A 13,201-nucleotide genomic window follows, 5' to 3' on the forward strand; every position below is an offset into this window, starting at 1 on the left:
AGAAGAAAATGGATTACAAGGACCCGTCGAAGCCGCCCCGCGTACGCGCGGAGCTGCTGCTTCGGCAGATGACGGCGGAAGAGAAGGTCGGCCAGCTGATCCAGCCGTTCGGATGGCAGGCCTATAATCATAAAGACGGGAACGTCGTCCTGAAGGAGACGTTCAAGGAACAGGTCGCGAGAGGCGGCATCGGCTCGCTGTACGGCACGCTGCGCGCGGACCCGTGGACGGGCGTCACGCTCGAGACGGGCCTCTCGCCCGTGCGGGGCGCCGAAGCGGTGAACGAGATCCAGCGGTATGCCGTCGAGCACTCGCGGCTCGGCATCCCGCTGCTGATCGGCGAGGAGTGCTCGCACGGCCACATGGCGATCGGCGCGACCGTATTCCCCGTGCCGCTGTCCATCGGCAGCGCCTGGAACGTCGAGCTGTACCGCGACATGTGCCGCGCGGTCGCGAAGGAGACGCGCGCCCAGGGCGGCGCGGTCACGTATTCGCCGGTGCTGGACATCGTCCGCGATCCCCGGTGGGGACGGACGGAGGAGTGCTTCGGCGAGGATCCCTATCTAGTCGGCGCCCTGGCGGTCGCCGCGGTGGAGGGCATGCAGGGCGAGCGTCTCGACGCGCCGGACAGCGTCGCCGTGACGCTCAAGCACTTCGTCGGCTACGGCAGCTCGGAGGGCGGGCGCAACGCCGGGCCCGTCCATATGGGCTGGCGCGAGCTGCTCGAGGTGGATCTCTATCCGTTCCGCAAGGCGGTGGAGGCGGGCGCGGCGTCGATCATGCCGGCCTACAACGAGATCGACGGCGTCCCGTGTACGACGAACGCGAAGCTGCTGGACGAGGTGCTGGTCCGGGAGTGGGGCTTCGACGGCATGATCATCACCGACTGCGGCGCGATCGACATGCTGGCTGCGGGGCATGACGTCGCTGAGGACGGCATGGAGGCCGCCGCGCGGGCGCTGGAGGCCGGCATCGACATGGAGATGTCGGGCGAGATGTTCGGCCGGTATCTGCTGCAGGCGCTCCGTGAAGGCAAGCTGAAGGAGGACGCGCTGGACCGGGCGGTCCGGCGCGTCCTGACGCTCAAGTTCAAGCTCGGCCTGTTCGAACGGCCGTACGTCGATCCGCAGCTCGCCGCAGAGACGATCGGCGCCGATGCGCACGCCGCGCTCGCGCGGCAGCTGGCGGCCGAGGGCATCGTCCTGCTGAAGAACGAGGGCGGCGCGCTGCCGCTCGCGCAGTCGGCCGGCACGGTCGCGGTCATCGGCCCGAACGCCGACCTGGGCTACAACCAGCTGGGCGACTACACGTCGCCTCAGCCGGCGAACCAGGTCGCGACGGTGCTTGCGGGCATCCGCGCCAAGCTGGGCGCCGAGCGCGTGCTGTACGCGCCGGGGTGCCGGATCCGCGGCGAGGACCGGGACGGCTTCCCGGTCGCGCTGGAGACGGCGAGGCGGGCCGACACGGTCGTCATGGTCGTCGGCGGCTCCAGCGCGAGGGACTTCGGCGACGGCACGATCGATCTGCGCACGGGCGCGTCCAAAGTGACCGACGATGCCTGGAACGACATGGACTGTGGCGAGGGCATCGACCGCATGTCTCTGCGGCTCTCGGGCGTGCAGCTGGAGCTGATGCAGGAGATCTACAAGCTGGGCAAGCGCCTGGTCGTCGTGTACGTCAACGGCCGGCCGATCGCCGAGCCGTGGATCGACGCGCATGCGGACGCGATCCTGGAGGCATGGTATCCGGGACAGGAAGGCGGCCATGCGATCGCCGACATTCTGTTCGGCGACGTCAATCCGTCCGGCCGCCTCACGGTGTCGATCCCCAAGGACGTCGGACAGTTGCCGGTGTACTATAACGGCAAACGTTCGCGGGGCAAGCGGTACCTGGAGAGCGACCTCAAGCCGCAGTATCCCTTTGGCTACGGACTCAGCTATACGAACTATGAATACGCGAATCTCACAGTCGCGCCTGCCGTCATCGGCCCGGACGAAGAAGCGACCGTCACCGTCGACGTGACCAACGCGGGCGGCGTCGCCGGCTCCGAGGTCGTGCAGCTGTACATCTCCGACGTCGCGAGCGAATGCACGCGGCCCGCGCTGGAGCTGAAGGGCTTCGCTAAGATCGGGCTGGCGCCCGGGGAGACGCGCACCGTTACGTTCCAGGTAGGCAGGGAGCAGCTTGAATACGTGGGCCCGGCTTACGAGCGGGTCGTCGAGCCCGGCCGCTTCAAGGTGCTGGTCGGACGGCATTCGGCGGATACGCTGGCAGCGGATCTGCTCGTCAGAGAGGACGGAGACCGATGAACGCTAACGATATATTGGAACGCCTGCGCCGCTTCCTTCGCGAGCTGTCCGAGGCGCAGTGGCTCGAGCGCGCGGAGGTAAGCGATTGGACGATCGAATGCGCGACTTACATGCTGCCGGGGCAGTACGAGGGGATCGCTCCCTATAAGACCGAGGGGCTCGCCCCGTTCCCGAGCAAGCAGGGGACGACTTACTTCTTCCGCAAAAAGATAGATCTGCCCGTCGATTGGATCGCCTCGGGCGGCCGCATCGGCCTCGTGTTCGAGTCCGGCGGCGAGGGGCTGCTCCGCGTGAACGGCGCTTCGTACCAAGGTCTTGACCGGAACCATACGTTCGTCACGCTGGATGCCGGCCGCGTCGGCGCGGCGCCGGAGCTGGAGATCGAGCTCTACGACCCGATCCCGGAGCCGGTCGATCCGCTCAACCGGCAGGCGGTCATCCAGCCGCCGATCTCCGCGATCCGCAGCGAGCTCGTGCTCGCGAACGCGCCGGTGCAGCGTCTGATGTACGCGGCGACGGTCGTGCGCGACGCGGCGGTGCTGCTGCCGGAGACGGACTTCCGCCGGGCGCGGCTGCTTGAAGCGTTGCTGCGCGCAATGGACGGGTACGTCTCCCTGAGCGAAGGGGACATCCGCGAAGGCTCGGCGGTCGCCGAGATCGAGACGAGGCTGGCGGATGAGGTCCGCGCGGTCGGCGGCAACGCCGAGGGCGTCCAGCATATGGTCGGGCAATCGCACATCGACATCGCCTGGCTGTGGCCGGTCCGGGAGACCGTGCGCAAGACGAGCCGCACGTTCTCCACGGTGGATGCCCTCATGCGCGAATATCCCGAGTTCCGGTATGCCCAGAGCCAGCCGCTGCTGTTCGAGTTTCTGAAAAACAACGATCCCGAGCTGTATGCCCGCGTCAAGGAGCGGGTTGCGGAGGGACGCTGGGAGCTCGTCGGCGGCATGTACGTCGAGCCCGACCTGAACATCCCGAGCGGCGAATCGCTCATGCGGCAGATGCTGTACGGCCAGCGCTTCTACCGGGAGGAGTTCGGCCGGGGCTCGGACATCGAGTGGCTGCCGGACACGTTCGGCTACTGCGCGTCCCTGCCGCAGATCCTGAAGCACGGCGGCGTGCGCTACTTCATGACGACCAAGCTCAACTGGAACGACACCAACGTGTTCCCTTACGACCTGTTCCGTTGGGTCGGCATCGATGGCACGCCGATGCTGTCGTATCTCAACCACGGCATCAACGAGCATACGACGCCCAAGGACATTCACGAGCACTGGCAATCGTACCGTCAGAAAAACGTCTATCCGGAGCAGATGCTGCTGTACGGGCACGGCGACGGAGGCGGCGGCGTGACGCGCGAGATGCTGGAGTACGTCGAGCGCGGGGATCTCATGGTCGGCCAGCCGGCCAGCAAGCACAGCACGGCCGCCGACTTCTTCGCGGGCGCGGAGGCGCGGCGCGGCGAGCTGCCGGAATGGCATGGCGACCTGTACCTGGAGCTGCATCGCGGCACGTACACGACGCATGGCCGCAACAAGCGCAGCAACCGCAAAGCCGAGGTGCTGTACCGGGAAGCCGAGCTGTGGCATGCCCTTGCGCTGCCGAAGCTGGACGCCGGACTGGACGGACGGCTGCACGGCGACCTGCATGACGGCTGGAAGCTGATCCTGCTCAACCAGTTCCACGACATCATCCCGGGGTCGGCGATTACCGAAGCGTACGCGACCTCGGACAAGGAATACGGGACGATCTTCGAAAAGGGGCGCGCGAGCCTGGACGCCATCCTGCCGGCGCTCGCGGCCGGCATCGATACGACGGCCGGGCAAGGCACGGCGTACGTCGTCTTCAACGGACTCGGCTGGGCGCGCGACGTTCTGACGACCGTGGCGACCGGCGGCCGGACCGCGGCGGCGCTCGCCGCGTACGACGCGGAGGGCGGCCTGCTGGCGGCCGACACTGCCGGCGCGGATCGTCTGTCCGTGCGGGTGCCTTCGGTGCCGGCGTTCGGCTACAAGACGATCTGGCTGCGCGAGCGCGAGGACGAAGTCGCCGCTTCGCAAGCCGCACGCTTGGATACAAGCGCGGTCGCAGCGGAGGCCGGTCAGGCTCTGGGCGACAGCTGGGAGACCGATGCCTACAGCGTACGGTTCAACGCGCGGGGCGAGATCGTCAGCCTGTACGACAAGGCCGCGGCACGGGAGATCGTAAAGGCGGGCGACGCCGCGAACCGCTTCGGCTTCTACCATGACCGTCCGACGCTGTGGGACGCCTGGGATATCGACGAGCGCTACGAGCTGCAGCCGGCCGGCGAGGCCGAACTGCTGGAGAAGCGCGTCGTGCTGCGCGGCGCGACGATGGACGTGCTGCGGTTCCGCTGGAAGCTCCATCGGTCGGAGATCAGCCAGGACGTCGTGTTCTGCCACGGCGACCGGCGCATCGACTTCCGCACCCGCGTCGTCTGGAACGAAGCGCACAAGCTGCTCAAGGTCGCCTTCCCGGTCGACGTCGTAGCGTCCAAGGCGACATACGAGATTCCCTACGGGGCGCTCGAGCGTCCGACGCATCGCAATACGAGCTGGGAGCAGGCGCAATACGAAGTGTGCGGCCACCGGTTCGTCGACGTGTCGGAGCACGGCTACGGCGTCAGCCTGCTGAACGACTGCAAATACGGCTACGACATCCAAGGCACGACGATTCGCCTGTCCCTGCTGCGCGCGCCTAAGTGGCCGGACACCACCGCGGACCTGGGCGAGCATGAATTCACCTATTCGCTCTACCCGCACGCGGGCGACTGGCGGAGCGCGCATACCGCGCGCCGGGCTGCAGAGCTCAATGCCGGGGACGTCGTCCTAGCGGCTGAACGTCAGAGCGGTTCGCTCGCGCCGGCGGGCGCGCTGCTGCCGTTCGAGAGCGAGCATGTCGTGCTCGATTCCGTCAAGCCTGCGGAGGACGGTGACGGCGTCGTGCTGCGCCTGTACGAATCGTCCGGCGGCCGCGGCTCCGCGACGCTGCATTGGCCGCGTCCCTTCGAGCGGGCCGTGCTCTCGGACGCGCTCGAGTCGGACGGCGAGGCGCTGGACGCCGAGGGCGGCCGGATCGCGCTGTCGTTCGCGCCGTTCGAGATTAAGACCATTAAGCTTTTAGATCGCTAAAGAGAATGAAATGACGCTGGCGGAGAAACAGAATAGCGATGCGCCAGCGTCTTATATCGTGTGAATCGGTGGTTCGCGATGAAATAACGATGCGCCAGCGTCTTATATCGTGTGAATCGGTGGTTCGCGACGAAATAGCGATGCGCCAGCGTCTTATATTGTGGGAATCGGCGATTCGCAATGAAATAGCAATGCGCCAGCGTCTTATATCGTGCGAATCGGTGGTTCGCAACAGTCATCACATTAATTTAGCTCGTTAATTCATATAGAAGCGGGGTACTGCCTGCCATGGAACAATTCAGATTGCCACAGATCGCGATGCCGAAGCTGACGCTGCCGGCGGCCGTCCGCGACGTGCTCGCCGAGGCCGAGCAGCGGCTGGCGCACCGTCCGAAGCTGCTCCAGCTTTTCAAAAACTGCTTCCCCAACACGCTGGAGACGACCACCAAACTGCTGGACGACGGCACGACCTTTGTCATCACCGGCGACATCCCGGCGTCCTGGCTGCGGGATTCCGTCGAGCAGGTCGTCCACTACGTGCCGCTGGCCAAGGACGACGCCGATCTGCAGCGCATCATCGCGGGTCTCATCCGCCGTCATATCGCCTACATTCAGATAGACCCTTACGCCAACGCGTTTAACGAATCCGCCAACGACTGGCATTGGAATACGACCGACGTCACCGAGATGTCGCCGTGGGTGTGGGAGCGCAAGTTCGAGATCGACTCGCTGTGCTTCTCGATGCGCCTCGCCTTCCTGTACTGGAAGGAAACCGGGCGCGCGGACGTGTTCGACGCCGGCTTCAAGCAGGCGATGCGCCTGATCGTCGACCTGTTCAAGACCGAGCAGCGCCACTTCGAGCAATCCCCGTACCGCTTCACGCGCAACAACGGCATCCCGACGGATTCCCTGCGCAACGGCGGCTTGGGCATGCCGGTCAACTACACGGGCATGGTCTGGTCCGGCTTCCGTTCGAGCGACGACGCCTGCGACTTCCACTACAACATCCCGGGCAACATGTTCGCGGTCGTCGCGCTTCGCCATATGCAGGAATTCGCCGAGTGGGTGTTCCGCGACATGGATCTGCTGGCCGAGCTGAAGGCGCTCGAAGCCGACATCGACCACGGCATCCAGCTGTACGGCATCTACCGGCATCCCGAGTTCGGGCCGATCTACGCGTACGAGACGGACGGCTACGGCAACTACTGTCTGATGGACGACGCCGGCACGCCGGGTCTCATGTCGATCCCGTACCTCGGCTACGTGTCCGCGGACGACCCGATCTACCAGAACACGCGCCGCTTCGCCCTGAGCAAGGAGAATCCGTTCTACTACGAGGGCAAGGTCGCGCGCGGCATCGGCAGCCCGCATACGCCGCCGGATTATATCTGGCATATGGCGCTGTCCATGCAGGGCATCACGGCGTCGACCGCCGAGGAGAAGCTCGAGATGATCGCGATGCTTGAGGCGACGGACGGAGACACCGGATTCATGCACGAGGGCTTCCACGCCGACGATCCGGCCGTGTTCACGCGCAAGTGGTTCGCCTGGTCCAACAGCTTGTTCTCGCAGCTCGTCTACCGCGCGATGAAGGATGGATTGCTCGATGAATAATTCTTTGAAAATCGTCGTCTTCTTCGACCCGTCATTTCCGGGCGCGCCGGCGCTGACGCTTGAAGAAGTGCGTCTGGTCGGCGAAGTGGCGAACGCGGAGGAGCTCGGCGAGCGGCTGCGCCGGCCGGACGTGGATGGCTTCGTATCCCTGCACGCTCCCTACTTCCCGATCGGCGCTTGGGAGGATATCCTCGCGTACCTGAAAAGGGGCGGCGGACTCTTGAGCGCCGGCGGAGCGCCGTTCCGCAGGCCGGTTCGCCGCGAGGGCGGCGTCTGGCATGCGGAAACGGAGCAGACGGCGTATCACCGGCAGCTGCGGATTCACGAGATGCTGCGGGTGCGTGCGGACCGCGTGACGCGGCACGCGGCGCATGCGGATATCCCGTTGTTGGCCGGACAGGAATCGCTGCTCGAGGTGGCCGATACCTGGAATCTGGTGCCGCACGTGAGCAAATCAAGCGATCTGCCGCATCAGATGGGCTCCGCTGGGCCTATGGACGCGCATGTATACGCGCTGCTGAAGGGCGTGTCGGACGACGGCCGCGAGCGCTCCGCCCCGGTCGTCCTGTGGGAGAATACCAAGGGCGAATTCGCCGGCGCGCGCTGGATGTTCGTGAGCCAACCGCTGAGCGATTCGTTCGTGGCGCGCGGCGGCTTCGTGGCGCTGGCGGCGTGGGCGCGATTCTGCGCGGTCGGCGTGACCGAGCTCTGGCTGAAGACAAGCTACGCGGTCTATGAGGCGCATGAGCGCCCGCTGCTCACGCTGCAGGCGCAGACGCTCCGTCTCGGCAGCGAAGGCGCGAATCGCGGCAAGCAGAAGTGGTCGTTCGACATCCGCGTGGAGCGGGAGGCTGACGGTGCTTCGATAGGCGCCGGCGGCACGGGCGAAGTGTACCGGCACGAACTCGAAGCCGAGGCGGGGGCGGAGCTGGATGTATGGCGGATCCCCGTTCAGGCGGACGTACGCAACGGCTACTATAAGGTCGTATGCCGGGCCGAGTCGAGGGACGGCGAAGTCCGCTACCTCCGCCAGGGCTTCTGGGGCGCCGATCCCGCCCTGCTGGCGGAAGGGACGCCGATCCGGGCTGGACGCGACTACTTCGAGAAGGACGGAAGACCGCTGCCGATCGTCGGCATGACGTACATGACGAGCGACGTCGCGCGGAAGTTCCTCTTCCTTCCGAACGTATCGGTATGGGACCGCGACATGGCGCAGATGCGCCGCGCCGGCATCAACTGGATCCGCACGGGCATCTGGACGGCCTACCGCAACATGATGCAGGTGGACGGCCATGTCTCCGAGGAAGCGCTGCGCGCGGTCGACGCCTTCCTGCTGACGGCCAAGAAGCACGGGCTGCAAATTACCTTCACCTTTTTCTCCTTCACGCCCGAGACCTGGGAGGGCGTCAACCCGTACCTGGATCCCCGCAGCGTGGAGGCGCAGAAGCGGTTCATCCGCACGATCGTCAGCCGTCACCGGAAGACGACCCACGTCGACTGGGATCTCATCAACGAGCCGTCGATGTTCGATCCCGCGCGGATCTTCGCGGACGGTCCGCGTTCGAGCCGCGATCCGTTCGAGCAGGCGGCCTTCTCGGAGTGGCTGGAAGCCCGTCACGGGACGATCTCGCTGCTGCGCGAGCGCTGGGGCATGACGCCCGGCGAGCTGCCGGACTTCGCGTCCGCCGTCGTGCCGGAGCCGGAGGAGATCAACTTCGACGTGCAGGATATGCACACGGGCAAGCGGGGAACGCGCTGGCTCGACTACGCGCTGTTCTCGATGGAGATGCACAACCGGTGGGCGCGGCAGCTCGTCGCGGCGATCAAGGACCTGTGCCCGGACCATCTCGTGACCGTGGGTCAAGACGAGGCGCTCGGCGCGCAGCGGCCTTCTCCGTTCTTCTACGGAGAGGCGGTCGACTACACGACGGTGCACTCCTGGTGGCTGAACGACCAGCTGCTGTGGGACGGCATCTTCGCCAAGACGGCGGACAAGCCGAACGTCGTCCAGGAGACCGGCATCATGTACGTGGAGACGCCCGAAGGGCTGGCCAAGCGCTCGGAGCAGGAGCTGAAGGCGATGCTGGAGCGCAAGTACGCCTACGCCTTCGCGGCGGGCGGCGCGGGCGCGATCCACTGGATCTGGAACACGAACTTCTATATGGACAACGCGAACGAGTCCCATATCGGCGCGCTTCGCGCGGACGGCACGGAGAAGCCGGAAGCGGACGTCTCGTACGACTTCGGCGCGTTCATGGAAGCGGCGCGCGATCTGTTCAAGGGCCGGGAGCTCGAGGACGTAGCGGTGATCTTCCCGTACTCGAACGATCTGTCCAACCGCAAGCTGGCCTTCGACGCCACGACCAGGCTGACGCGCGTGCTGTCCTATGAGCTGAAGGTGCCGTTCCGCGGCGTATCCGAGTACGATCTGAAGCCGCTGCTGGACGAGCCGGCCAAGCTGATCGTGCTGCCGTCGGCCCACAACGTGGACGACGCGGCCTATGCCGAGCTGCTGGACATCGTCGGCCGGACGGGCGCGACGCTGCTCGTCACCGGTCCCGCCGGTCTGGACGCCTACTGGCGGCATACGGATCGCCTGGCCGCGGCGCTCGGCGAACGGACGCCCGCCAACGTGGTGCGCGAGGAGAGGCTCGACGTCGGCGGCAAGCAGTACGCGGTCAGCTACGGCAGCCGGCGCATCGCGCAGGTCGCCAAGGAAGTCCCGGCGGTTGCGGCTGACGATGCCGCTCGCCGCGGCGGGGATGCCGTCGTCGAGGCGCCTTGCGGCAGCGGCCGCATCCTCTGGTGCCCGCTGCCCGTCGAGCTGAACGACCGCGGCGAGCCGATCGCCGCGCTGTACGCGCACGCGCTGGAGACGGCGGGCTATCAGCCCGCGCTCGAGTGGCTGGCGGGCGGGGATCTGCCGGGCGTCTACGGACGCAAGCTTTCCTTTGCGGAAGGCTCGCTGTTCGTGTTCGTCTCGGAATACGCCTGCGATGCGCCGGTCCGGGTGAAGGACGCCGCCACCGGCGCCGTCTATTCGTTCCTGCTGGAGCGCGAGCGTTCGGTGCTGTTCTCGGCGGACCGCGAGGGACGTCTGACGACCGTTTACCGACCGGACGAGACCAAGATCGAAGCGGAGACCGGCACAAGCGCCGGCGCCTGAAGGCCAAGGAGAGGAGTCGACCATGTTGGAGCATAAAAGAACCGCCCATATCATCTCGCACACCCACTGGGACCGCGAATGGTATCTACCCTATGAGAAGCATCACGTCCGGCTCATTCGTCTGATGGATACGCTGATGGACACCCTCGAACGCGACGGGGAGTACCGGAGCTTCTTCCTCGACGGCCAGACGATCATCCTGGAGGATTACCTGCAGGTGCGCCCCGAGCGGCGCGAGCGGCTGGAGAAGCTGATCAAGGAAGGCCGGATCCATATCGGGCCTTGGTACATTCTGCAGGACGCGTTCCTGACGAGCGGCGAGGCGAACCTCCGCAACCTGCTCATCGGCCATCGCGACGCGGCGCGGTACGGAACGATCTCGAAGGTCGGCTACTTCCCCGACACGTTCGGCAATATCGGGCAGGCGCCGCAGATCATGAAGCAGGCGGGCATCGACAACGCCATATTCGGACGCGGCGTTAAGCCGACGGGGTTCAATAATACGGTGGCCGATTCCGAGTATGAATCGTCGTTCTCCGAGCTGATCTGGGAGGGGCCTGACGGGTCGCGCGTGCTGGGCATCCTGTTCGCCAACTGGTACAGCAACGGCAACGAAGTGCCTGTCGACGCAGCCGAGGCGAAGGAATATTGGGACCGTAAGCTCGCGGACGCGGAGCGCTATGCGTCGACCGGTCAACTGCTCTACATGAACGGCTGCGACCATCAGCCGATCCAGACCGATCTGCCCGAGGCGATCCGCGTCGCCCGCGGGCTGTACCCGGACACCGAATTCGTCCATTCGAGCTTCGAGAACTACCTGGCGTCGGTCAGGCAGTCGCTCGGCGACAACCTGTCCGTCGTCAAGGGCGAGCTGCGCAGCCAGCGCACCGACGGCTGGTCGACGCTCGTGAACACCGCCTCCGCGCGCGTGTACCTGAAGCAGATGAACCAGCTCGGCCAGGCCCTGCTCGAGCGCGTGGCGGAACCGCTGGCGGCCATCGCGCACGGCATCGGCGAGGCGTACCCGCATCACCTGCTGACCTACGCGTGGAAGACGCTCATGCAGAACCATCCGCACGACAGCATCTGCGGCTGCAGCGTCGACGAGGTCCATCGCGAGATGGTGACCCGGTTCGAGAAAAGCAAGCATGTCGCCGAGGCGATCATCGACGACAGCAAGCGGGCCGCGGCGGATGCGGTCGATACGTCGGCGTTCGCCGGCTACGGCGCGGATGCGCTGCCGCTCGTGACGTTCAACACGACCGGCTGGCCGCGCACGGGCACGGTGGAGATCGAGCTCGACGTCGAGCGGATCTACTATCGCGACGGCGTCCCGCCCGAGGAGATGAAGCGCCGCATGAAGGCGCTGGACATCGGCGGACGGACGCTGGTGGATGTAGACGGGCAAGCCGTGAATTGCCAGGTGGAGGATCTCGGCCTGCAGTTCGGCTACGACCTGCCGGACGACAAGTTCCGCCAGCCGTACTGGACGCGGCGCGTCAAGCTGACGTTCGAGGCTGCGGACGTGCCGGCGCTCGGATGGAAGGCATACGCCTGGGTGAAGGGCGCGGCTGTTGCGGCGAATGCGTCGCCTTCGCTTGTCGTCGGGGAACGCGTATTGGAAAATTCGCGCCTGCGCGTCGAGGTTGCTGACGACGGCACGCTGGCGGTGACGGACAAGCGGACCGGACGCGCCTATCGCGACCTGCTCGTCTACGAGGATACCGGCGACATCGGCAACGAGTACATGTACCGGCAGCCCGAGGGCGAGGCGGCGCTGACGACTCGCGGCCTGGCGGCCGAGATTCGTATCGCGGAGGACGAGGCGCATCGCGGCGCCATCGAGATCGTGCACCGCTGGGCCGTGCCGGCTTCTGCGGATGAGCTGTTCGAGGAGGAGAAGCGGGAAGCCGTCTACTTCCCGGACCGCAAGGCGCAGCGCGTGGCGGAGACGGTGCCGATGGAGATTCGCACCGTCGTCAGCCTGGAGCGGTCCGGCCGGGGCGTCGGCATCCGGACGACGATCGACAACCGCGCCCGGGACCATCGCGTCCGCGCTCTGTTCCCGGCGGATCTGCAGGCGGACGCGCACCTGGCGGACGCGATCTTCGAGATCGCGCGCCGGGATACGGAGCCGGCCGCGGAGTGGCGCAATCCGAGCAACGCCCAGCATCAGCAGGCGTTCGTCGACGTGTGCGACGGCCGGGCGTTCGGCCTGACGGTCGCGAACCTCGGCCTGAACGAATACGAGGTGCTCCGCGACGGGCGGAACACGATCGCCGTCACGCTGCTCCGCTCGGTCGCCGAGCTGGGCGACTGGGGCGTCTTCCCGACGCCGGAGGCGCAGTGCCTGGGCGAGCATACGTCCGAGCTGCTGCTCATTCCGCACGGCGCCGACGGGGCGACGGACGGCGCGTATGCCGAGGCGTATCAATTCCAGGCGCCTTGGACGCTGGCGCAGACCGGCGTGCACGCAGGCGCGCTGGCTGTCTCCGGTCAGCTGCTGAGCTGGCAAGGCGAGGGCGTCGCGTTCTCCTCCGCCGCGATCGGCGAGGAGAGCGGCGACCTGTTCGTCCGCTGGTTCAACATGCGGCCGGAAGCGGCCGAGCTGCGCGTGAGCGCGGCAGGCGCCGGCTTCTACGAGAGCGACGTACTGGAGCGTCGCGGGGCCGAAGCTGCCCCGGCAGCGGCAGGCGGCGCGCTCGTCCGCAAGCTGGGCGCGTGCGAGATCTTCACGCTTGGCATTCGCGGCGCGGCCCCGTCGCCCGCGAAGTAGTCTCTGTAAGAGTACTTTAGGTCGCTCCGTCAGAGTTAATTTAGACCGTTAACCGAACGACCCCCTTATACGCAAACGGGATGAGCAGATGAACGACGCTGCTTCATCCCGTTTTTGCTTTTCGGACGCCTCTGCGACATTGCAGCCCTCAGCTGCAGCATTTTATATACCGTTAACGTCA

The 13,201-nt window shown here is 66.2% G+C and carries 5 protein-coding genes; all 5 read left to right on the forward strand.

The window, feature by feature from the left end; genetic code table 11:
• Positions 1-8: 8 nt before the first annotated feature.
• The 5 genes from PQG80_RS11700 to PQG80_RS11720 all read left to right on the forward strand — a co-directional run bounded on the left by PQG80_RS11700 (position 9) and on the right by PQG80_RS11720 (position 13,020).
• Positions 9-2,309 (forward strand): glycoside hydrolase family 3 N-terminal domain-containing protein, encoded by a 2,301-nt coding sequence (locus tag PQG80_RS11700; protein ID WP_271751525.1) that lies wholly within the window; start codon positions 9-11, stop codon positions 2,307-2,309.
• 14 nt (positions 2,310-2,323) lie between these two features.
• A complete protein-coding gene (locus PQG80_RS11705) occupies positions 2,324-5,464 on the forward strand; it encodes an alpha-mannosidase (protein WP_271751745.1) in 3,141 nt (1,046 codons plus the stop codon).
• A 288-nt stretch (positions 5,465-5,752) separates the two neighbouring features.
• Positions 5,753-7,078, forward strand: a complete 1,326-nt coding sequence (locus PQG80_RS11710; protein ID WP_271751526.1) for a glycoside hydrolase family 125 protein — start codon at positions 5,753-5,755, stop codon at positions 7,076-7,078.
• The gene (locus tag PQG80_RS11715; protein ID WP_271751528.1) at positions 7,071-10,244 is read left to right on the forward strand and encodes a beta-galactosidase; all 3,174 of its coding nucleotides are present in this window, start codon (positions 7,071-7,073) and stop codon (positions 10,242-10,244) included. The genes PQG80_RS11710 and PQG80_RS11715 overlap by 8 nt, the downstream gene beginning before the upstream one ends.
• Positions 10,245-10,269: 25 nt before the next feature.
• Entirely contained in the window at positions 10,270-13,020 is a 2,751-nt protein-coding gene (locus PQG80_RS11720; protein ID WP_271751746.1) for an alpha-mannosidase, read from the forward strand.
• Positions 13,021-13,201 lie beyond the last annotated feature (181 nt).

Origin of the sequence: Cohnella rhizoplanae, assembly GCF_948329515.1 — a bacterium.
Lineage (GTDB): Bacteria > Bacillota > Bacilli > Paenibacillales > Paenibacillaceae > Cohnella > Cohnella rhizoplanae.